The 21,289-nt window shown below is 73.9% G+C and carries 15 protein-coding genes and 3 tRNA genes; 7 read left to right on the top strand and 11 right to left on the bottom strand.

Features of this window, described 5'->3' with window-relative positions; genetic code table 11:
* Positions 1–25: 25 nt before the first annotated feature.
* The gene (locus tag ACZ6CZ_RS02160; RefSeq protein ID WP_469013402.1) at positions 26–3,697 is read right to left on the bottom strand and encodes a S8 family serine peptidase; all 3,672 of its coding nucleotides are present in this window, start codon (positions 3,695–3,697) and stop codon (positions 26–28) included.
* A gap of 243 nt (positions 3,698–3,940) precedes the next feature.
* On the opposite strand from ACZ6CZ_RS02160, the gene ACZ6CZ_RS02155 reads away from it, so the two are divergent.
* Positions 3,941–4,321 carry a CU044_2847 family protein gene (locus ACZ6CZ_RS02155; protein ID WP_469013399.1) on the top strand — a complete coding sequence of 127 codons (381 nt, stop codon included), beginning with the start codon at positions 3,941–3,943 and terminating at the stop codon, positions 4,319–4,321.
* A 140-nt stretch (positions 4,322–4,461) separates the two neighbouring features.
* Positions 4,462–5,499, top strand: a complete 1,038-nt coding sequence (locus ACZ6CZ_RS02150) for a rod shape-determining protein (protein WP_469013397.1) — start codon at positions 4,462–4,464, stop codon at positions 5,497–5,499.
* Positions 5,500–5,796: 297 nt separating this feature from the next.
* On the opposite strand, the gene ACZ6CZ_RS02145 is transcribed toward ACZ6CZ_RS02150, so the two are convergent.
* Entirely contained in the window at positions 5,797–6,300 is a 504-nt protein-coding gene (locus ACZ6CZ_RS02145) for a hypothetical protein (RefSeq protein WP_469013395.1), read from the bottom strand.
* Positions 6,297–8,783 carry a molybdopterin oxidoreductase family protein gene (locus ACZ6CZ_RS02140; protein ID WP_469013391.1) on the bottom strand — a complete coding sequence of 829 codons (2,487 nt, stop codon included), beginning with the start codon at positions 8,781–8,783 and terminating at the stop codon, positions 6,297–6,299. Before ACZ6CZ_RS02140 ends, ACZ6CZ_RS02145 begins: the two co-directional genes overlap by 4 nt.
* A 224-nt stretch (positions 8,784–9,007) precedes the next feature.
* Here ACZ6CZ_RS02140 and ACZ6CZ_RS02135 point away from each other — a divergent pair, with 224 nt between their 5' ends.
* Positions 9,008–9,646: a DedA family protein gene (locus tag ACZ6CZ_RS02135; protein ID WP_469014363.1), complete on the top strand. Its 639-nt coding sequence runs from the start codon at positions 9,008–9,010 to the stop codon at positions 9,644–9,646.
* Between the two features lie 100 nt (positions 9,647–9,746).
* Here ACZ6CZ_RS02135 and ACZ6CZ_RS02130 read toward each other — a convergent pair whose 3' ends face one another.
* The 4 genes from ACZ6CZ_RS02130 to ACZ6CZ_RS02115 form a co-directional block, all read right to left on the bottom strand.
* Positions 9,747–9,875 (bottom strand): hypothetical protein, encoded by a 129-nt coding sequence (locus ACZ6CZ_RS02130; RefSeq protein ID WP_469013389.1) that lies wholly within the window; start codon positions 9,873–9,875, stop codon positions 9,747–9,749.
* A 164-nt stretch (positions 9,876–10,039) separates the two neighbouring features.
* A tRNA-Ile gene (locus tag ACZ6CZ_RS02125) sits at positions 10,040–10,116 on the bottom strand.
* A 179-nt stretch (positions 10,117–10,295) separates the two neighbouring features.
* Positions 10,296–10,368 (bottom strand) — tRNA-Asn (locus ACZ6CZ_RS02120).
* 6 nt (positions 10,369–10,374) lie between these two features.
* Positions 10,375–10,447 (bottom strand) — tRNA-Asn (locus ACZ6CZ_RS02115).
* A gap of 158 nt (positions 10,448–10,605) precedes the next feature.
* Between ACZ6CZ_RS02115 and ACZ6CZ_RS02110 the strand changes: the two genes are divergently transcribed.
* Positions 10,606–10,911 carry a YtxH domain-containing protein gene (locus ACZ6CZ_RS02110; protein ID WP_469013384.1) on the top strand — a complete coding sequence of 102 codons (306 nt, stop codon included), beginning with the start codon at positions 10,606–10,608 and terminating at the stop codon, positions 10,909–10,911.
* Positions 10,912–10,951: 40 nt separating this feature from the next.
* Here the strand turns inward: ACZ6CZ_RS02110 and ACZ6CZ_RS02105 are convergent, their stop codons facing one another.
* A complete protein-coding gene (locus ACZ6CZ_RS02105; RefSeq protein WP_469013382.1) occupies positions 10,952–11,113 on the bottom strand; it encodes a hypothetical protein in 162 nt (53 codons plus the stop codon).
* Between ACZ6CZ_RS02105 and ACZ6CZ_RS02100 the strand changes: the two genes are divergently transcribed.
* From ACZ6CZ_RS02100 to ACZ6CZ_RS02090, 3 genes are all read left to right on the top strand, one after another.
* Positions 11,112–12,566, top strand: coding sequence for a xylulokinase (locus ACZ6CZ_RS02100; protein WP_469013378.1), 1,455 nt, complete (start codon positions 11,112–11,114; stop codon positions 12,564–12,566). The two genes, ACZ6CZ_RS02105 and ACZ6CZ_RS02100, sit on opposite strands and share 2 nt — an antisense overlap.
* 129 nt (positions 12,567–12,695) lie before the next feature.
* A complete protein-coding gene (locus ACZ6CZ_RS02095; protein WP_469013376.1) occupies positions 12,696–14,429 on the top strand; it encodes an ABC transporter ATP-binding protein in 1,734 nt (577 codons plus the stop codon).
* Positions 14,429–16,357, top strand: coding sequence for an ABC transporter ATP-binding protein (locus ACZ6CZ_RS02090; protein WP_469013374.1), 1,929 nt, complete (start codon positions 14,429–14,431; stop codon positions 16,355–16,357). Before ACZ6CZ_RS02095 ends, ACZ6CZ_RS02090 begins: the two co-directional genes overlap by 1 nt.
* 98 nt (positions 16,358–16,455) lie before the next feature.
* On the opposite strand, the gene ACZ6CZ_RS02085 is transcribed toward ACZ6CZ_RS02090, so the two are convergent.
* The 3 genes from ACZ6CZ_RS02085 to ACZ6CZ_RS02075 all read right to left on the bottom strand — a co-directional run bounded on the left by ACZ6CZ_RS02085 (position 16,456) and on the right by ACZ6CZ_RS02075 (position 21,179).
* Positions 16,456–17,877 (bottom strand): RNA polymerase sigma factor, encoded by a 1,422-nt coding sequence (locus ACZ6CZ_RS02085; RefSeq protein ID WP_469013371.1) that lies wholly within the window; start codon positions 17,875–17,877, stop codon positions 16,456–16,458.
* A gap of 105 nt (positions 17,878–17,982) precedes the next feature.
* Positions 17,983–19,884: a DNA primase gene (gene dnaG / locus ACZ6CZ_RS02080; RefSeq protein WP_469013369.1), complete on the bottom strand. Its 1,902-nt coding sequence runs from the start codon at positions 19,882–19,884 to the stop codon at positions 17,983–17,985.
* A 29-nt stretch (positions 19,885–19,913) separates the two neighbouring features.
* On the bottom strand, positions 19,914–21,179 hold the full coding sequence (locus ACZ6CZ_RS02075; protein WP_469013366.1) for an NAD(P)/FAD-dependent oxidoreductase: 1,266 nt from the start codon (positions 21,177–21,179) through the stop codon (positions 19,914–19,916).
* Between the last annotated feature and the right edge of the window lie 110 nt (positions 21,180–21,289).

The following is a 21,289-nucleotide window of genomic DNA, read 5'->3' as shown; positions in this document are numbered from 1 at the left end:
GTCCCTGACCAGCACCGTTCGGCCCTCACCGGCTCACGGCCACCGCCCGGACGATTCTCTGGGTGACCGAGCCGCCCCTGTCGTCGCGGGCCGAGGCCCGCAGGGAGACGTGGGCGGCGCCGCGCGGCACGGTCAGCGTGCCGTGCCAGGAGGCGCCCCGGCCGGCCGTCAGCGGCACCGCCCGCCAGGTCGCGCCGTCGTCGTACGACACCGCCAGCCGTCCGCCGCCGAGGGTTCCCGTGCCGGCCGCGCCCGCCAGGTAGGAGGCGCTCAGCCCGACCGGCAGACGCCGGCCGCCGGGCACCGCGCCGGCCAGGTCGGTGGGGACGTCGAAGGCCAGGTTGATCAGCGGCAGGACGGTCCAGTGGTCGGCCGGGGTGGCCGCCGACCGGAAGGTCCACTCGCTGTGCCCGCGGGTGGCGAGCCCCCAGCGCCCGGCGTCCAGGGCGGTGTCGGTGACCACCCGGTAGGTGTGCTCGTCGGCGGGCGCGTCCCGGACGTACGCCGCCGAGCCGGTGCCCCGGTCGACCTCGGTGCCGTCGAGGTGGACCGCGGTGGTCTGGCTCATCCCGCTGTCCTCGCTCCACACGTCGCCGAAGCCGGTGTGGTCGGGCCCGGAGTCGCCCCAGCCGGGGGTGTTCAGCTGGATCTGGTTTCCGGCGCGCTGTTGGCCCCAGCCGAGGCCGGTGCCCAGCCACGGGTGCCACACCGGGCGGAACCAGTCCAGCTCCGGCCGCGATCCGGCGTCGTAGCGGACCAGTCCGCTGCGCTCCTCCAGCGCACCGTCGCGCACGGTGACGGACTCGTGCCACAGCTGGCCGGGGCCGGTGGACACGTAGTCGGTGCGCTCGGCGGGCAGGCCGACGCGCTCCTGGAAGCCGAGGCCGAGCGGGAACCGGTCGGTGATCGCGTACCGGAACTCGCCGCCGCCCACCGGCTGCGCGGCGTGGAACCGCACGTGCAGCGCCGCCAGCCGGCGGCTGCCGGGGGCGTAGGTGAGGTCGCGGTCGGGGACGGCGCCCGGGTGGCCCTCGGACAGGTCGTACACGTAGCGCGCGTCACGGGTGCCGGTCATGTCGGCCGTGCCCGCCGCCCGCAGCCGCGCCGCGTCGGCCCGGCTCACCGTGGCGATCTGCAGCGGCCGTTCCGCGTTGTCGTCCGTGCCCCACCAGGCCGTCAGCCGGCCGGGCGCGTCGTCCGTCACGAACAGCGCCCGGGCGCCCGCCTCCTCGGCGGCACGGGCCAGGGCGGCCGGGTCGGCGCCGTCGGCCAGGTGCGCCAGCACCGCCTTGCCCGCCACCGAGGTGAACGGCCCGTCGCCGACGTCGGCCAGCGGCAGCCGCGTGCGGCCCTCGATCAGCGTGCCGCCCGCCTGGACGGTCGCCTCGCCGATCCCCCGGACCGTGAGCATCGGCTCGGCGAGCCGCCACACGGTCCGGTACTCGAACGCCCCCCGGGTGACCTTCCTCGTGGGCGCGGCGAAGACGCTGTCGTAGGCGAGGGGCACCTGCACGGCCTCGAACAGGTCGGCGCCGTCCCCGGTACGGCGGTACTCCATGAGGAGCTGACGGGTCTCGGTGCGCCGGCTCACGTCCGCCCGCACCTCGCGCAGCGTCCGCCCGTCGAGGGTGACGTCGCGGTCCCGGTCGAGCGTGACCTGGGGGGCGGCGAGGAAGCCGAGGCCGAGCGAGTCGGCGCCGTGGCTGCCGCGCACGTCCAGGAAGGAGGCCACGCTGTAGGTGCCGGGCGCCAGCCGCAGCCGCAGCGTGCCCGTGCCGTCGACGTGTGCCGGCCGGGCGTCCTCACCGGCGGCGAGCCGCTGCACGGTGAGGTCGGCGGCGGCGGGCGCCCCGGCGCGGTCCCTGACGTGGACGGTGAGCGTGTACCGCTCCTCCTCCTTGACCAGTCCGAACACGGTGTGCGCGACCGGCGTGCCGTCCGCCCCGGTGGCCACGATCTGCCCGCTGCTCTGACCGGCCGGGGCCGCGGCGGCGTCACCGGTGACGGTGGTCGACGCGGCGCCGTGCGCGGGGACGGTGAGGGCGGAGTCGGCCAGGGCGGCCGCACCGGCCGGACCGCCCCGCACCGACAGCGCCAGCCGCACGTCCGCGTCCGAGGAGTTGCGGTAGGTCAGGGTCCGGGTCACCGGCCGGTCCGCCTCGTAGGGCCAGCTGTGGAAGCCGAGGTCGGCGCTGCCGGTGGCGGTGATCCGGGCCCCGGCGGCGTCCGGCACGCTCACCCGCCCCGCGCCCAGCCGGTAGGGCGAGGCGTCCAGTTGCCGGGACGTCGACATCAGCGCGTCCTTCAGCCGCGCGCCGCTCCAGTCCGGGTGCGCCTCGGCGAGCAGGGCCGCGACCCCGGCGACGTGCGGGGTGGCCATCGAGGTACCGCTCATGGAGGTGTACGGGCCGGTGCCGGGCGTCAGCCGGGAGCGGGCGGCGAGGATGTCGACGCCGGGCGCCGAGAGGTCCGGCTTCAGGGCGCTGTCGCCGTAGCGGGGACCGGCGCTGGTGAAGTACGCGGCCTCGTCGGCGGAGTCGACGGCGCCGACGGTGAGGGCCGCGTCGGCGGCGCCGGGCGAGCTGATGGAGGACGGGGCGCCGGTGTTGCCGGCGGCGACGACGAAGAGGGCGCCGGTCTCGGCGGAGAGGGCGTCCACCGCCCGGGCCATGGGGTCGGTGCCGTCGCTGGGCTCGGTGGTGCCCAGGCTCATGGAGACGATCCGGGCGCGCACGTCCCGGGCGGCCCACTCCATGCCGGCGATGATCTGGGACTCGCTGCCCGAGCCCTCGTCACCGAGGACCTTGCCGACGGCGAGGGCGGCGCCGGGTGCCACGCCCTTCTCGGCGCCGCCGGACGCGCTGCCGCTGCCGCCGAGGGTGGAGGTGACGTGGGTGCCGTGGCCGTTGCGGTCGGCGGCGTCCTCCCCGTCGACGAAGCTCCTGGTGACCGTCACCCGGCCGGTGAGGTCGGGGTGCCCGGTGTCGGCACCGGTGTCGAGGACGGCGACGGTGACGCCCTTGCCGGTCAGGCCCGCGTCCCAGGCGGCCCGGGTGCCGATCTGGGCGTTGCTCTCCGCCATGTCGGCCCGCACCCGGCCGTCCAGCCAGACCTCGTCGACGGAGGAACCACGCGTGAAGGACCGCCAGAAGGTACGCCCCCGGCCGGCCTCCAGCGCGGCGCCGCCCAGGACGGCCAGGGTGCGGGTGCGCACGGCGCCGGCCGGGGCGGCGGCGCGGACACCCTTGCCGTAGGTCACGATCAGCGGCAGCGCGTCCGCCTTCGCGTCGGCGAGCCCCTGCCGGATCAGCGCGCTCACGTCGAACAGCCGCCGGTCCAGCCGGCCCGCCCGCAGGTACGGCAGTGCCTCGTCCGGTACGACGGTGAGGTCACCGCCGCTCGACCGGGTGCGCACGGCGCCGGTGGCCCCCGGCGGGCGGCGCACGGTGACCGTCCGCTTCCCGTGGCCGAGGCCGGTGACGGTCACCTTGTCGCCGGTGACGAGGGTGACGGTGGTAGGCGCGGTCTCGGCGGGTGATGCGGCGGTGGCGGCCGGGGTCCGCGGTGCGCCGGTGGCGCGGGCGGCGGCCGGGGCCGCCGGGAGCAGGGCCATCACCAGCCCCGCCGACAGCAGGGCCGCCCGGCGCCGGGCCGGCCGGTGCCCGGGTGATACGCGTCCGACTGGTCCTGTGGTCATCCACGCCTCTTCTCGTCCGAGTGGGCCGGGTGCGCCGGTGATCAGGTGCTCGTCAGTGCTCGTCCGTGCTCACCAAGTGCTCGACAGGCGCTGGGAAGAGTGTCACGGGGCTTGTGGTGCACGGGAGTTGCGAAGCGGTGGCGGGAAGGCGTCCTGGCAGGTTTCCGCCAACCCCGGTAGAACAGGGGGGAGTCGGGCACCGATCACGGACAGCCGCGGGTGGCACGGGGAGCGATGGACACCATGGGCAGACTGGTGGAGTTCGAGACCGAGGACGGCGCCCTGGTCGTCGTCGAGACCTCGGACGCCGTGGCCGGCTCCCGCCTGGTCTCCCGCGGCGACGGGCCCGCGGTGACGGCCGTCCGCACCTTCGAGGGCGCCCTGGACGGAGTGCGCGCGGCGGCCCAGTCCGCGCTCCGCGTCTTCCGCGACGGCGCCCTGCGCCCGGACTCCGTGGAACTGGAGTTCGGGGTGAAGCTGAGCGCGGAGGCCGGCGCGGTCATCGCCAAGGGCGCGGCGGAGGGACAGCTGGTGGTCCGGCTGAGCTGGAGCGGGCAGCGCGACGGCCTCGCCCCCGCGGCCGCACCACATCCGGACGCCCCGGGCGCCGACGCCACGCCGTAACGCGCACAAACCCCCCATTCAGCGGTGCCCCGGCCGGCCCCCCACGAAAGGCGCCCCCCGGCCCGCCCCCGGCAGGATGCGAGGAGAAGGCCCGCCGATCCGGCGGCGCCGCTCGGTCTGCGCACTCGGGAGGATCCGCCGTGACCGTCAGTCTGGAGCAGTTGCGCCGCTGCCATTTCGCCGTCGATCTCGGCGCGGCCCGTACCCGGGTGTACGTGCGGGGCGTCGGGCTGGTCGTCGACCAGCCCTCGGCCGCGGCCGTCAACACCCGCACCGGCGCCCTGATCGCCGTCGGTGAGTTCGCGGAGAAGATGACGGGCCGGACCCCGTCCTACATCAGGGTGGTGCGGCCGGTGTCGGGCGGCACGGTCGTCGACATCGAGATGGCCCAGCGCATGCTGCGCCACCTGCTCGGCGACAAGATGCGCCGCACGCTGCGCCGCAAGCCCCGGCTGCGCGCGGCGGCCTGCACGCCGCACGACGCCGATCCGCTGGCCCAGCGCGCGGCCATCGAGACGCTCGTCGGGCTCGGCGCGCGGCGGGTGGAGCTGGTGGACACCCTCATCGCGGCCGCCGTGGGCTGCGGGCTGCCCGTGGAGCGGCCCGAGGCCAGCATGATCATGGTGTGCGGCGCCGCCGCCACGCAGGTCGCCGTCCTCTCCCTGGGCTCGATCGTCACCGCCGAGCGCATCCCGGTGGGCGGCGAGGCCGTCGACCACGCGATCGTGCAGCACCTGCGGCACCAGCACGCGCTCATGCTGCCCAACCAGTCCATACGGCCGCTTCAGGTGGCCCTGTCCGGCAACGGCCTCAGTCCGCACGGACCGGCGTCCACGGAGATCCACGGGCGCGACGTGGCCACCGGGCTCGCCCGCAGTGTGCGGGTCGACACCGCGGCCGTGCGCAACGCCATCCAGACCCCGCTGACGGCCGTCCTCGACGGCATCGGCAAGGTGCTGCGCGCCTGCCCGCCCGATCTGGTGGCCGACCTCGCCGACCGCGGCATCATGATGGTCGGCGGCTCGGCCCTGCTGCCGGGCCTGGACCAGATGCTGCGTCAGGCCACCGGCATCCCCGTGCACATCGCCGAACGGCCCGACGTGTGTGCCGTGCAGGGCCTCGGCGCCATGCTGGAGGGCAGGATCGACCCCCTGGTGCTGAACCCGCTGGCCGCCTGAACGGGCCGCCGGCGGGCCGGGGGCACCCGGTCAGTACGGCAATATGCGCCCGGAGGGCGTTCTGCGGTCGATCTCCTGGCCGCGTGGCGCGGCTGGACGGCGGCTGACTCGAACACGGATCTGGCGTTCCATGACGCCCTCCTGACCCTCTGGTGACCCCGAAGCATCGTTCCGGAGCCATTACCCCGAAGCCGGTGCCCCGAAGCCGCCTTCCAGCCTCGTCGTCGTAGTCGCCGTGCGCATCGCCCGGGCGGAGGCGTCCGTTCTGGTCCCCGAGAGGGAGCCGCGGGGGTCTTCCTAGTCCCCGGGGAGGAGCCCGCCGGTGAGCAGTTGCGGGGCGAGTTCCCTGATCATGGCGTCGGTCCAGCGCATCTGCCGCAGTGTCCGGGGACGGCAGGCGCAGACCAGGTCGAGCAGCCGGGTGTCGTCGGTGGCGTGAGCGGCCTGCGCGAGCATCTGCCAGTAGAGGGAGTTGCCCGTGGCCGACAGATGCAGGTCGTGCAGGTCGTGCAGGAGCAGCAGTCCGGTCTCGGGGCGTCTGGTGAGGGCGCCGGCGGCCAGTTCGCGCAGCGCGGCCGCGACACCGTACGGCGGCCGGGCCGGTCTCGACAGGTCCAGGCCGTAGTGGCGGCCCGTGTCGGCGAGGCGGGCGCCGTGTTCGCGGGACCAGCGGGCGAGGTCGGTCGCGACGTGCAGGACCTCGTGGTCGGTGCGGTGCCGTTCGGCGGTGGCCAGCAGCTCCTTCTCCAGCCGCCGTTCGCCGTGGTGCAGCGCGCGCAGGGTGAGGGTGACACCGTTCACGACCCGCTCCCCTCTTCCCGGACGGGGGCGCCGGTGTCGTGGGTGGCGTACGCCGACGGGCCGCCGGCGGTGGGCGGGATGCCGTCGGGGCGGACGGGGGCGGAGGCGGTGGTGGTGGGGGCCGGTGCGGGGGTGCCGTCGCCGCGCGCGAACAGGCGGACCGAGGCGGCGGCCGCCTTGAACAGGGGCTGCTTGGAGACGGGGTCCCAGACGGTGGGCGTGGTCTCGTTGGCGGCGCGGCCGGTGAACCGGTCCGGTGGGCCGTGGCCGCCGGGGGTGTCCCAGTAGCCGTAGTGGACGGGCAGGAAGACCATGCCGTCGCGGATGGCGGTGACGCGCAGCAGGGCGCGGACCGCGCCGCGCGGCGTGGCCACCTCCACCAGGTCGCCCTCCGCGAGTCCCCGGGCGGTGGCCTCGGCGGCGGACAGCTCGGCCCACATGCCGGGGGCGGCGGCGGCGAGCTGGGGGACGCGGCCGGTGCTGCTCCGGGTGCGCACGTGGTAGAGGGTGTGCCCGGTGATCAGCTGGAGGGGGAACTCGGGTGTGCTGTCCTCGTGCGGCGGCAGGTACTCGGCGGCCCTGAGGACGGCCCTGCCGCCGGGTTCGCGGGAGCGGTACTCCTCCGGTCCGGCGCCGGCCCCGGTGACCAGGTCCTTGCCGTAGCCCTCGCACAGGTCCGGGTGGGTCCAGGGGAAGCCGTCGGTGCCCAGGCGCTCGGTGCCGTCCGGGGCGGCGGCGGTGCAGGGCCACGGGACGGCGGAGCCGTCGCGCAGCCGGTCGTGGCCGAGGCCGCTGTAGTCGCAGGGCCGCCCGGCGCTGCACCGCCGCCACGCCTCGAACGCGCCTTGCGGGTCCCGCCAGTTCACCAGCGGGCCGCCGTCCCGGTCGCGGAAGTCCATGCGGGCCGCGTAGTCGAGCAGGATGTCCAGGTCGGACCGGGCCTCACCGGGCGGCTCGACCGCCTGCTGCGCCAGGTGCACGGTCCGGTCGGCGCCGGTGAAGGTGCCGGTCTTCTCGCCCCAGCCGGCGGCGGGCAGCACCACGTCGGCGAGCTGCGCCGTCTCGGTGAGGAACAGGTCCTGCACGACGGTGAACAGCCGCTCCTGGGAGAGCACGGCCCGCACCCGGGACAGCTCGGGCAGGGACACGGCCGGGTTGGTGCCGGTGATCCACAGCATGCGCAGGGTGCCCTGCTCGGCATGGCGGAACAGCTGCATGACGTGCGTGGGCGGCACGTGGTGCGGGACGGTCCGCGCCTCGACGTTCCAGACCCGGGCCAGGTCGGCGACGTGGTTCTCGTTCCGCCAGTTGCGCAGCCCCGGCAGCCCGCCGTCGGCGCCGCACTCGCGGGTGCTGCGGGCCGTGGGCCGGCCGCTCAGCTGGAGCAGCCCGGCACCGGGGCGGCCCAGCATGCCCCGGACCAGGTGCAGGTTGTTGACCTGGACGGCCGCCGCGGTGGCCTGGTGGGACTGGTGGACACCGTGCAGGACGGTCGACAGCAGCCGCTCGGCGCCACCCAGCAGCTCGGCGGCCTCCTCGATCGCCGCGGCCGGTACGTCGCAGATCCGCGCGGCCCGGCGGGGCCCGCAGTCGCTCACCAGGGCGGCGAGTTCGTCGTAGCCGGTGGTGTGGGCCCGGACGAAGTCGTGGTCGACCCGGCCGGTCCGGATCACCTCGTGCAGCAGGGCGTTGAGCAGGGCCAGGTTGGTCCCGGCCCGGGGGGCGAGGTGGACCGCGGCGCGCCGGGCCACGGGGGTGGGGCGGGGGTCGACGCAGACCAGCCGGGGCGGTTCGGGCCCGGCCAGCCGGTCCAGCACCCGCATCCACAGCACGGGGTGCGTCTCGGCCATGTTGTGCCCGTACAGCGCGATCACGTCGGCGTGGTCCACGTCCGCGTACGACCCGGGCTGCGCGTCGCAGCCGAACGTCTCCTCCAGCGCCTCGGCGGCGGTCGCCGAGCACAGCCGGGTGCTGGCGTCCAGGTGCGGGGTGCGGATGCCGGCCCGGGCGACGACGGCGAGGGTGTAGCACTCCTCCAGCAGCAGCTGGCCGCCGGTGTAGAAGCCGATGGCCCCGGGCCCGCGCCGCGCCAGCAGCTCCCTGCTGCGCCGTACCACGCGTTCCATGGCCCGCTCCCAGTCGCACTCCACCAGCCGCCCGCCGTCGCGCACCAGCGGCCGGGTCAGCCGGTCCGGTGAGCCGGCCGCCTGCCAGCCGAAGAGGTCCGCGGGTCCGAGCCGGCCGCGGTTGACCCGGTCGGCGGCGCGTCCCCGTACGCCGGCGATCCGCCCGCCCTGCACCGCGATGTCCAGGCCGTCGCCGCCCGCGTGCAGCAGCGCGGCGGACGGCACCCACCGCTCCACCTCGTCCTCGGCCACCCCGGCGCGCAGCTGGGTGTCGGTGCGCACGGGCCACGGGGTGCCCGGACCGTAGGGGGTGCGCACCCCCCAGGGCTCCGCGATCCGGTCGGCCGAACCTCTCATCGGCGTACCTCCGTGCTCCTGGTCGTGTCCGGCCCGGGCCGCCGCCCGAGTACCCGGCCCGCCGCACGCCGCAACGTCGCGGGCGTCTGCGCCGGATGTGCCGGGGCGGATGTGCCGGGGCGGATGTGTCGGGGGCGGTCCGGTGGGGAACCCGCGTCGCGGTGCCGGTGGCCACAAAGCCCGCGTCGGGGGCGACGCGACGACACGGCCGGGAGGCGATGCCGGTGATCGCCGTCGATCCGACGGACAGCGCCTCGGTGCTGGCCGCCTTCGGCGCGCTGGGCGTGCTGGCGGTGATCTTCGCCGAGTCCGGCCTGCTGGTCGTCGGCTTCTTCCTCCCCGGGGACACCCTGCTGTTCCCGGCCGGTGTGCTGTGCGCGGCAAGCGGCGGGCAGCCGCCGCGGCTGGCGCTGTGGCAGGTGATGGTGTGCGGGGCCGTGGGCGCGGTGGCGGGAGGCCAGGTGGGCTACCTGCTCGGCCGGCACGGCGGACGGCCTCTGCTGGAGCGCACCTCCAGCCGGCGCCTGAAGGCGGCGACGGCCCGCGCGGAGCGGCTGCTGGCACGCTACGGCTACGGCAAGGCGCTCGTCATCGGCCGCTTCGTCCCGCTGCTGCGGACGGTCCTGCACCCGGTGGCCGGCGCCCTCGGCGTGCCCGTCCGGGCGTTCACCTGCTGGCAGGTCGTGGGCGGCGTGCTGTGGTCGCAGACCCTCATCCTCGCCGGCTACCTGCTGGGCGCGTCCTTCCCGCACCTGGAGAACTACCTGCTCCCGCTGATCGCCGCTGTCGTCGCCCTCTCCCTGCTCCCCCTGCTGGCGGAGGCCCGCCGGGCCAGGCGCGAGCGCCGCTCGGCATCCCGGTGAGCGGCGTGCCCCGCCGGGCCGCCGGTCATCACCTGCGGAGAACGACGCGAAGCGCCCGTACCTCCGGTCGTGCCGGGGGACGGGCGCTCGCGCAGCGGGCTCAGGTGTGGAGCTTCATGCCCTCGGGTGAGGTGAGGCCCTTGTCCGGGTGGGCACGGAACCCCGCCGTCCACGTGATGGGCGGGCGGGACGGGCCGTTGGGGCGCTGCCCCGTCAGTCCGGCGCGCACGGTGGACGCACCATGTCAGTACCTCGCTACTGTGCCGAGGCCGACTCCGCGGCCGGCGCGAGCAGTTCACCCGTCGCCGGGTCGATGCGGGGCGGGGCGACGGCATCGGGGCTGCCGGCCGCGCGGGCCTCTGTGGGCGCCTTCTCTGCATCAGGGACATGCACTGGTGGGGCGGGTGGGACTCGAACCCACGGCCGACGGATTATGAGTCCGCTGCTCTAACCGGCTGAGCTACCGCCCCATAGCGGCGTGTCGCGTACATGTGTGCGCGCCGTCTGCCGCAGCATAGCCGCTCATACGATCTCCTGCTTCGGATGGTCGGCTTCCCGCGGTCCCGCATGACCATGAGGACTGCGCCGCAGGCGGGGGCGGTTCCCGGGGACATGAAAAAGGACCCTCGAAGGGTCCTCGTTCAGCGTGCTCCCCCGACTGGACTCGAACCAGTAACCTGCCGGTTAACAGCCGGCTGCTCTGCCAATTGAGCTACGGAGGACCGAAGCTCCCCCGACTGGACTCGAACCAGTAACCTGCCGGTTAACAGCCGGCTGCTCTGCCAATTGAGCTACGGAGGATCGCTTCGTCTGCATCGAACGCACCTGCCTGGGTATTCGCCAGGGGGCGGGCGTCCGCTGCGACACATACATTAGCGCAAGCAGGGGGGTGCTTCGCCAATCGGTACCCCCGGCGCCGACGCCGCACCAGAGACCTACGCAAGGGAAGGGTGGCCGCCATGCGCTACCGGCTCACGTTCGTCGCCGGACTCGCCCTCGGTTACGTGCTGGGCACGAAGGCCGGGCGCGAGCGCTACGAGCAGCTGAAGAAATCGGCTCGTCAGATCTCGCACAACCCCGCGGTCCGCAACACCGCCGAGACGGCGGCACAACAGGGCCGCCAGTTCGCGGGCAAGGCACTGCACACGGTGAGCGACAAGGTCGGTGACCGCGTCCCGGCCTCGGTCGCCCAGCGCGTACGGTCCCTGCGCGACCGCAGCGTCAACGGCACGCCCGAGGACGACTGGGGCACCAGCACCACCTAACGGCGCCTTCCCGGCGCGAGCGGGTTTTTCCAGGGGCGGTTCAGGGCCGGTCGGCGGCCGTGAACCGCCCCCGCATGTCCGCCTCGAAGCGGGCGCGCAGCGGCGCGACCAGCGATGACGTGCCCGGGAGCGGAGGGCCGGCGACCGCTTGCGGCGCCCACCGGCCGACGCCGGCCCGGCGGTGCGGCAGAATTTCGGACATGGGGATAGTCGCCGGGCTGGACAGTGCGCCCGATTTCACTCGCATCGTCGTCTGTGACACCGACACGGGTGCCGTGCTCCGGCAGGGATACGCGCCGCATCCGGTGGACAGCCCGGAGGGCGGCGGGCGGCCGAGCGACGTGGACCCGCAGGCGTGGCTGCTGTCGCTCGGCGAGGCCGCCGGCGGCGGACTGCTGGAGGGCGTGCAGGCCATCGGGGTGTCCGCGCAGGCGAACGCCCTGATCCCGCTGGACGCCCAGGGCAACACCGTGCGCCCGGCGATCACCGGTGGCGACCGCCGGGCCCAGGTCGCCGCCGCCGACCTGATCGACGCGCTGGGCGGCCGGGAGGCCTGGGCGCAGGCCGTGGGCTCGGTCCCGCAGGCCGCCCAGCCGGTGACCAAGCTGCGCTGGCTGGCCCGCAGCGAGCCGGAGAGCGCCCGGCGGACCGCCGCGCTGCTCCAGGCGCACGACTGGCTGGTGTGGCAGCTGCTCGGCCGGCCGGCCCGCCGGACGACCGACCGGGGCGGGGCCTCGGGCACCGGCTACTGGTCCGCGGCCGGCGGCGGCTACCGCCCCGACCTGGTCGAGCTGGCGCTGGGGCACCAGGCCATGCTGCCGGAGGTGATCGGCCCCTCCGACGCGGCCGGTACGACGCCGGAGGGGCTGCTGATCTCCGCCGGGACCGGCGAGACGATGGCCGCCGCCTTCGGGCTCGGACTCGGCCTCGGGGACGCGGTCGTCTCGCTCGGGGCGTCGGGGTCCGTGATGGCCGTCCACCCGGAGGCGCTCGTCGACCGCTCCGGCATGATCACCTCCCTCGCCGACGCCACCGGGATGCACCTGCCGGTCGTCACCACCCTCAACGCGGTGCGGACCCTGCGCGGCACCGCCGAACTGCTCGGGCTGCCCGACCTGGAGGCGCTGTCGGAGCTGTCCATGAAGTCGACGCCGGGGGCGCACGGACTGGTGCTGCTGCCGTACCTGGAGGGTGAGCGCACGCCCAGCCTGCCGCACACCGCGGGCATGCTGGCCGGGCTGCGCCGGGAGTCGATGCGTCCGGAGCACCTGGCGCGGGCCGCCTTCGAGGGCATGCTGTGCGGGCTGGCCGACGCCCTGGACGTGCTGCGCGGGCGCGGCGTGGAGGTGCGGCGGATCTTCCTGCTGGGGCAGGCAGCCGAGCTGCCGGCCGTGCAGGCCGCGGCGCCCTCGCTGTTCGGCGTCCAGGTCGTCGTGCCGCAGCCCGCCGACTACGCGGCGATCGGCGCGGCTCGGCAGGCCGCCTGGGCGCTCGGTGTGTCGCAGGGCACGCTCGACCCGCGGACCCCGCCCGCCTGGCAGGGCGCGGCCGCGCAGGTCCTGGAGCCGGGCGAGGAGCTGGCGGTGGGTCAGGCGGTGCGGCAGCAGTTCGTGTCCGTGCGCGAACAGACCCATCCCGGGGCGTTCTCCATGTGAGGGACGACACGTATGGCCGTACGGGCGCTGCCGGCGGGTTAATGGGTTGAGGTAACGCGGGTGGAGTGACGGACGATAGGGGCCAGGGGCAGACCGCCCGCCCCTCTCACCCACTCCGAGAGACGTAGCGTGCTCATACGACTTCTGCGGACCTATCTCAGGCCCTACAAGAAACCCATCGCCCTGGTGGTGCTGCTGCAGTTCCTGCAGACCTGCGCCACCCTCTATCTGCCCACGCTGAACGCGCACATCATCGACAACGGTGTCGTGAAGGGTGACACGGGTTACATCCTGTCCTTCGGCGCCCTGATGATCGGCATCTCGCTGGCGCAGGTGGTGTGCAACATCGGTGCCGTCTACTACGGTGCCCGCACCGCCTCGGCCCTCGGCCGGGACGTACGGGCCGCCGTCTTCCACCGCGTCCAGTCCTTCTCGGCGCGCGAGGTGGGCCAGTTCGGGGCGCCCTCGCTCATCACCCGTACGACCAACGACGTACAGCAGGTCCAGATGCTGGCCCTGATGACGTTCACCCTGATGGTGTCGGCGCCCATCATGTGCGTGGGCGGCATCGTGCTGGCGCTGGGACTGGACGTGCCGCTGTCCGGGGTGCTGGTCGGGGTCGTCCCGGTGCTCGGCATCAGCGTGACGCTGATCGTGCGCCGGCTGCGGCCGCTGTTCCGCACCATGCAGGTCCGGCTGGACACGGTGAACCGGGTGCTGCGCGAGCAGATCACCGGCAACCGGGTGATCCGCGCCTTCGTCCGCGACGAGTACGAGCAGCGGCGGTTCGGCCGGTCCAACACCGAGCTGACGGAGATGCAGCTCGCCACCGGCCGGATGCTCGCGCTGATGTTCCCGATCGTGATGACGGTGGTGAACCTGTCGTCGATCGCGGTCGTCTGGTTCGGCGCGCACCGCATCGACAGCGGCGGTATGGCCATCGGCGACCTGACCGCGTTCCTGGCCTATCTGATGCAGATCGTCATGAGCGTGATGATGGCCACCTTCATGTTCATGATGGTGCCGCGCGCCGAGGTGTGCGCCGAGCGCATCCAGGAGGTCCTGAGCACCGACTCCAGCGTGGTGGCGCCCCTGGCGCCGGTCACCGAGCTGCGCCGCCACGGCCACCTGGAGCTGCGCGGGGCGGGCTTCCGCTACCCGGGTGCCGAGGAGCCGGTGCTGCGCTCCGTGGACCTGGTGGCCCGGCCGGGCGAGACCACCGCCGTGATCGGCTCCACCGGCAGCGGCAAGTCGACGCTGCTCGGGCTGGTGCCGCGGCTGTTCGACGCCACCGAGGGCGAGGTGCTCGTCGACGGCGTCGAGGTGCGGGAGATCGAGGCGCACCTGCTGGCCCGGACGGTCGGTCTGGTGCCGCAGAAGCCGTACCTGTTCGCCGGCACCGTCGCCACCAACCTGCGCTACGGCAACCCCGACGCCACCGACGAGGAGCTGTGGCACGCGCTGGAGGTGGCGCAGGCCAAGGACTTCGTGACCAAGCTGGAGGGCGGGCTCGACGCGCCGATCGCGCAGGGCGGCACCAACGTCTCCGGCGGTCAGCGCCAGCGGCTGGCCATCGCCCGCACGCTGGTGCAGCGCCCGGAGATCTACCTCTTCGACGACTCCTTCTCCGCGCTCGACTACGCCACCGACGCGGCCCTGCGCGCGGCGCTCGGCCGGGAGACGGCGGAGGCGACCGTCCTGATCGTCGCCCAGCGCGTGGCCACCATCCGGGACGCCGACCGGATCATCGTCCTGGACGAGGGCCGGGTGGTCGGCACCGGCCGGCACCACGAGCTGATGGCGGACAACGAGACCTACCGGGAGATCGTGCTCTCCCAGCTCACGGAAGCGGAGGCTGCCTGATGGCCGGGCCCATGGGACGCATGATGGCCGGGGGCGGGCCCGACCAGCGCTCGATGGACTTCAAGGGGTCGGGCAAGCGGCTCGTCGCCCGCTTCCGGCCCGAACGGGCCACCATCTACGGGCTGCTGCTGTGCGTGGTGGTCAGCGTCGGGCTGAACGTGGTCGGGCCGAAGATCCTGGGCCGGGCCACCGACCTGGTCTTCGCGGGCATCGTCGGGCGGCAGATGCCGGCCGGGGCCACCAAGGAGCAGGTGCTCGACTCCATGCGGGCGCGGGGCCAGGGCTCCGTGGCGGACATGCTGGGCAGCACCGACTTCACCCCCGGCCAGGGCATCGACTTCACGGCCGTCGGGCACGTCCTGCTGATCGCCCTGGGCACCTTCCTCGTCGCCGGCCTGCTGATGGCGGTGGCGACGCGGCTGGTCAACCGGGCCGTCAACCGCACGATGTTCCGGATGCGGCAGGACGTGCAGAGCAAGCTGTCGCGGCTGCCGCTGTCGTACTTCGACAAGCGCCAGCGCGGCGAGGTGCTGTCCCGGGCGACCAACGACATCGACAACATCGGGCAGACCCTCCAGCAGTCGATGGGCCAGCTCATCAACTCGGTGCTCACCATCATCGGTGTGCTGGCCATGATGTTCTGGGTGTCCTGGCTGCTCGCCCTGGTGGCTCTGGTGACCGTGCCGCTGTCGTTCGTCGTCGCCACCCGCGTCGGCAAGCGGTCGCAGCCGCACTTCGTGCAGCAGTGGCGCACCACCGGCAAACTGAACGCGCACGTCGAGGAGATGTACACCGGGCACGCCCTGGTGAAGGTGTTCGGGCGGCAGGAGGAGTCGGCCCAGCAGTTCGCCGAGCAGAACGAGGCGCTGTACGAGGCCGGATTCCGGGCGCAGTTCAACAGCGGGGTCATGCAGCCGCTGATGATGTTCGTGTCGAACCTCAACTACGTGCTGGTCGCGGTCGTCGGCGGACTGCGGGTGGCGTCCGGCTCGCTGTCCATCGGTGACGTGCAGGCGTTCATCCAGTACTCCCGGCAGTTCTCCATGCCGCTGACGCAGGTCGCGTCGATGGCGAACCTGGTGCAGTCGGGCGTCGCCTCGGCCGAGCGGGTCTTCGAACTCCTGGACGCGGAGGAACAGGAGGCGGACCCGGTAGCGGGCGAGCGGCCGGCGGAGCTGCGCGGCCGGGTGGCGCTGGAGCACGTGTCGTTCCGGTACGACCCCGAGAAGCCGCTGATCGAGGACCTGTCGCTGAAGGTGGAGCCCGGTCACACGGTGGCCATCGTCGGCCCGACCGGCGCCGGCAAGACCACGCTGGTCAACCTGCTGATGCGGTTCTACGAGGTGTCGGGCGGCCGGATCACCCTCGACGGGGTGGACATCGCGCGGATGTCCCGGGACGAGCTGCGCGCCGGGATCGGCATGGTGCTTCAGGACACCTGGCTGTTCGGCGGCACCATCGCGGAGAACATCGCCTACGGCGCCGCGCGGGAGGTCACCCGCGGGGAGATCGAGGAGGCGGCGCGGGCGGCCCACGCGGACCGGTTCGTGCGCACCCTGCCCGACGGCTACGACACCGTGATCGACGACGAGGGCTCCGGCGTCAGCGCCGGTGAGAAGCAGCTGATCACCATCGCGCGGGCGTTCCTGTCCGACCCGGTGATCCTGGTGCTGGACGAGGCGACGAGTTCGGTGGACACCCGCACCGAGGTGCTCATCCAGAAGGCGATGGCCAAACTCGCGCACGGGCGGACCTCGTTCGTGATCGCGCACCGGCTGTCGACCATCCGGGACGCGGACACGATCCTGGTGATGGAGAACGGCGCGATCGTCGAACAGGGCGCGCACGCCGAGCTGCTGGCCGCGGACGGCGCCTACGCCCGGCTGTACCAGGCGCAGTTCGCGCAGGCCGTGGCCGAGGTCGACTGAGCGGACCGCCCCCGGGGCCGGGATGCCGCCCCGTCCGTCCGTGCCGCCCCGCGGCCCGGGCGGACGGGTCCCGGGACCCCGGACCCGCGTCCGGGTTTCTAGTCCAGGTAGCCCCTGAGCTGGTCGGCGAAGGCGTGGTCGCGGAGTTTGTTGAGGGTCTTGGACTCGATCTGCCGTATCCGCTCCCGGGTCACGCCGAAGATGCGGCCTATCTCCTCCAGAGTGCGAGGGCGGCCGTCGACCAGGCCGTAGCGCAGCTGGACCACCTTGCGCTCCCGCTCCCCCAGCGTCGACAGCACCGCCTCCAGGTGCTCGCGCAGCAGCAGGAAGGCCGCGGACTCCACGGGGCTGGTGGCGTCGCCGTCCTCGATGAGGTCACCGAGGGCGACGTCGTCCTCCTCGCCGACCGGGGCGTGCAGGGAGACCGGTTCCTGGGCCAGCCGCAGTACCTCGCCGACCCGCTCGGGCGCCAGTTCGAGGTGGGCGGCGACCTCTTCCGGGGTCGGTTCGCAGCCGCGCTCCTGGAGCATCCGCCGCTGCACCCGTACGACGCGGTTGATCAGCTCCACGACGTGGACGGGGACGCGGATGGTGCGGGCCTGGTCGGCCAGCGCCCGGGACATGGCCTGCCGGATCCACCAGGTGGCGTAGGTGGAGAACTTGTAGCCGCGGGCGTAGTCGAACTTCTCCACCGCCCGGATCAGCCCGAGGTTGCCCTCCTGCACCAGGTCGAGCATGGTCAGGCCGCGGCCGATGTACCGCTTGGCGACGGAGACCACGAGCCGCAGGTTGGCCTCGATCAGGCGCCGCTTGGCCATCCGGCCCAGCACCACGAGCCGGTCCAGGTCGTGGGCGAGCCTGCTGTCCAGGTCGGGCGTGGTGCTGAGCTTCTCCTCCGCGAACAGGCCGGCCTCGACCTTGCGCGCCAGGTCGACCTCCTCGGCCGCGGTGAGCAGCGGGATGCGGCCGATCTCCCGCAGGTACTGGCGGAACAGGTCGGAGGAGGGGCCGCCGGTGTCGGCGGATCGGGCGACGGGCGCCTCGGCCTCGGCGGGCTCGTCCTCGATGACCGGGGTGACCGCGTCGGCCTCAGTGACCTCGGTGACCTCGGCGGCTTCGGCCGGCTCGGCGGGCACCGCCGCCTCGGGCACCGCCGCCTCGGGTTCCGCGGCCTCGGCGGCGTCCGGGGCCTCGCCGGCCTCCGGGTGGCGGGCGGCGTGGCTCTGCGGGGGTACGGCACGGGAGCCGCCGGTCCCGCTGTGCGTGCCGGTGCTGGTGCTCGTGCCGGTGCTGGTGCTCGTGCTGGTGCGGGTGGCGCTCGTACTGCCGTCGGTCTGGCTGAGGGTCCGGGTCTGCACGGGGGCGACCTCCAGGATGATCGCTGCTGAGGCGTGCGGCAGCGGTACGTGGGGGGCGGAGTCGACGGCCTCGCCGCTGTCCGTCCCGTACGCGATGAGGGGCACGGCGGGGGTGTGGGACCCGTGAGGGACGGGCCGGCCGTGCTCCGAGGACTCAGGCACCGCCCCCAGTGTGGGGGACGACGCATCTCCGCCACGAGGGGCGTGCGGTGACTTTTTGCGTCCGGTCCGTGACCGACTGGTGATCCCGGGTGCGGGCGGGAGGGCTCAGAGGGCCGCAGCGCCCCGCTCGCGCAGCGCCTGCCCGTACTGCTGGAGCACCCACAACTCGTTCTGCACCGCGGCCAGATGAGCCGGGTCGGCGCCGGTGCCCAGGCGGGTGAGGGTGGACTGGATGTCCTGGATGCGGCGGTCGACGGCCCGGCGGCGGACCCAGACCAGCTGCTCACCGGCGTAGGCCTCGTCGACCGTGCGGCGCATGATCGCCTCGACCGCCAGCTCGGTCACCATCGCCCGGACCGCGTCGTCGGGCGCCGCCTCCCGGACCCGGACCAGGTACTCCTGGGCGTCCTGGACGCCGTACTCGACGCCGCCGGCGTCCATGACCGCCTGGCGTACGGCGGCGTAGGGGGCGGCGGTGAACTCGTCGATGCCGTACGCGTCGAACGCCGGGCAGACCAGCTCGGGGCGCTGGAGGGCCAGCTTGAGCAGTTCCCGCTCGGTGGCGTAGACGGGGTTGCGGAGGTTGAGCGCCGGGCCGGCGGCGGAGCGCGGCGCCGACGGCTCGTAGCCCTGCCGGGGGCCGGGCGCGGGGGCCGGGCCGCGGCCGCCCCGGTCGCGGGCCCAGCGGGCCAGCTGGGCCACCCGCTTGACCACGAACTGGGTGTCGAGGATGCCGAGCATGCCCGCGAGCTGCACGGCCACCTCGTGCTGGGCGCCGGTGTTCTTGATCCGCGCGACGACGGGCGCCGCCTCGTCCAGCGCGGCGGCCCGGCCGGCGGGGGTGTCGAGGTCGTAGCGGGCGACGATCTGGCGCAGCGCGAACTCGAACAGCGGGGTGCGGGGCACGACCAGGTCGGCGACCGCCTCGTCGCCCTTGGCCAGCCGCAGGTCGCAGGGGTCCATGCCGTCGGGGGCGACGGCGATGTAGGTCTCGGCGGCGAACTTCTGGTCGTCCTCGAAGGCGCGCAGGGCCGCCTTCTGCCCGGCGGCGTCGCCGTCGAAGGTGAAGATGACGCGGGCGCTGCCGTTGTCCATCAGCAGCCGGCGCAGGATCTTGATGTGGTCGGTGCCGAAGGCGGTGCCGCAGGTCGCGATGGCCGTCGTCACCCCGGCGAGGTGGCAGGCCATGACGTCCGTGTAGCCCTCGACGACCACCGCGTGACTCGTCTTGGCGATCTCCTTCTTCGCCAGGTCGATGCCGTAGAGGACCTGGGACTTGCGGTAGATCGCCGTCTCGGGCGTGTTGAGGTACTTGGGTCCGTTGTCGCTGTCGTAGAGCTTGCGGGCGCCGAAGCCGACGACCTCGCCGCCGATGTCCCGGATGGGCCACATCAGACGGCCCCGGAAGCGGTCGATGGGACCGCGGCGGCCCTCCTGGGAGAGGCCGGAGAGGACCAGTTCCTTGTCGGTGAAGCCCTTGCCGCGCAGGTAGCGGGTGAGGTGGTCCCAGCCCTGGGGGCTGTAGCCGACGCCGAAGTGCACGGCGGCGGCCTGGTCGAAGCCGCGCTCGGCCAGGAACACCCGGCCGGCCTCGGCCTCGGCGCCGGTGGCGAGCTGCTCGGCGTACCACTGGGCGGCGACCTTGTGGGCCTCGACCAGGCGGATGCGCTCGCCGCGCTGGTGGGCGGGGTTGTAGCCGCCCTCCTCGTAGCGCAGGGTGATGCCGGCCTGGGCGGCGAGCCGCTCGACCGCCTCGGAGAAGGAAAGGTGGTCGACCTTCATCACGAACGTGATGGTGTCGCCGCCCTCCTGGCAGCCGAAGCAGTGGAAGAGTCCCTTGCCGGGGCTGACCTGGAAGGACGGCGACTTCTCGTCGTGGAAGGGGCACAGGCCCTTGAGGTTGCCGCCGCCCGCGTTGCGCAGCTGGAGGTACTCGGACACCACGGCGTCGATCGGGACCGCGTCCCGTACCGCCTTCACGTCCTCGTCGTTGATCCGTCCTGCCACGCGTGAAGTCTACGGGGGCGGACCGACACTCACGGGACGAGGCTTTCCAGGGGCACGTGCGGGTCCGCCAGGGCGTCGGTGTCCACCCGGGCCCGGGAGCGGACCAGGCGCTGGATGTGCTCGGTGACGTCCCACACGTTCACGTTCATCCCGGCCAGCACACGCCCCTGCGCCACCCAGAACGCGATGAACGCCCGCTTGCCCGCGTCGCCGCGGATCACCACCTCGTCGTACGACCCCGGCGGCGCCCAGCCGCTGTACTCCATGCCCAGGTCGTACTGGTCGGAGAAGAAGTAGGGCACGCGGTCGTAGGTGACCTCCTTGCCGAGCATCGCCCGGGCCGCCGCCGGACCTCCGTTGAGCGCGTTGGCCCAGTGCTCCACGCGCAGCCGGGTGCCGAACAGGGAGTGCGGGAAGGAGGCCACGTCACCGGCCGCGTGGATGTCGGGGTCGGAGGTGCGCAGCCGCTCGTCGACGACGATGCCGCCGCCGTGGGCGCGGTCGGCGATCTCCAGGCCGGCCGCCTCCGCGAGGCCGGTGCGGGGCGCCGCGCCGATCGCCGCGAGCACGTCGTGCGCCGGGTGCTCCTCGCCGTCGTCGGTGCGGGCGGCCAGCACCACGCCGTCCTGGCCGACGATCTCGGTGAGCGTGACCCCGAAGCGGAAGCGGACGCCGTGCTCGCGGTGCAGCTCGGCGAAGACGTTGCCCAGCTCGGGGCCGAGGACGCCGTGCAGCGGGGTCGGCTCCGGTTCGATGACGGTGACCTCGGCGCCGTACTCGCGGGCCGCGGCCGCCACCTCCAGGCCGATCCAGCCGGCGCCCGCGATCACGAGGTGCCCGTTGTCCCGGCCGAGCGCGGCGAGGACGCCTTTGAGCCGCTCGGCGTGCGCGAGCCGGCGCAGGTGGTGCACGCCGGCCAGGCCGGTGCCGGGGATGTCGAGGCGGCGGGGCTCCGCGCCGGTGGCCAGCAGCAGCTTGTCGTAGTGGACGACCGTGCCGTCGTCGCCGAAGCGGACCGTCCTCGCGGCGCGGTCGACGGCGTCGACGGTCTGGCCGAGGTGCAGCTCGATGTCGTGCTGCGCGTACCAGGCGGGCTCGTGCACGAAGACGCTGTCGCGCTCGTCCTTGCCCATCAGGTAGCCCTTGGACAGCGGGGGCCGCTCGTAGGGGTGGTCGCGTTCGTCGCAGATCAGTATCACCCGGCCGGTGAAGCCCTCGGCCCGGAGCGTCTCGGCCGCCTTCGCACCGGCGAGTCCGCCTCCGACGATGACGAATGTCTGGTCCGCGTCGACCACTTGATGCCTCCTCGTAAGGGTGCCGCCACATGCCGCGGGTGCCGCCGCATCGCCTGCCCCAGGCGAGCGTCCCGCACGCAGCGTGATGCGGGAAGAGGGAGTGACCCGAT

Source organism: Streptomyces sp. NPDC041135 (assembly GCF_055592085.1).
Note: the sequence above shows the minus strand (reverse complement) of the source record. Positions and strands in the feature narration are given on the sequence as shown.

Excerpts from the sequence above, each read along its gene's own strand:
- ACZ6CZ_RS02160 (WP_469013402.1), bottom strand. The coding sequence starts at position 3,697 with ATGACCACAGGACCAGTCGGACGCGTATCACCCGGGCACCGGCCGGCC.
- ACZ6CZ_RS02155 (WP_469013399.1), top strand. The coding sequence starts at position 3,941 with ATGGGCAGACTGGTGGAGTTCGAGACCGAGGACGGCGCCCTGGTCGTC.
- ACZ6CZ_RS02140 (WP_469013391.1), bottom strand. The coding sequence starts at position 8,783 with ATGAGAGGTTCGGCCGACCGGATCGCGGAGCCCTGGGGGGTGCGCACC.
- ACZ6CZ_RS02110 (WP_469013384.1), top strand. The coding sequence starts at position 10,606 with ATGCGCTACCGGCTCACGTTCGTCGCCGGACTCGCCCTCGGTTACGTG.
- ACZ6CZ_RS02100 (WP_469013378.1), top strand. The coding sequence starts at position 11,112 with ATGGGGATAGTCGCCGGGCTGGACAGTGCGCCCGATTTCACTCGCATC.
- ACZ6CZ_RS02105 (WP_469013382.1), bottom strand. The coding sequence starts at position 11,113 with ATGTCCGAAATTCTGCCGCACCGCCGGGCCGGCGTCGGCCGGTGGGCG.
- ACZ6CZ_RS02090 (WP_469013374.1), top strand. The coding sequence starts at position 14,429 with ATGGCCGGGCCCATGGGACGCATGATGGCCGGGGGCGGGCCCGACCAG.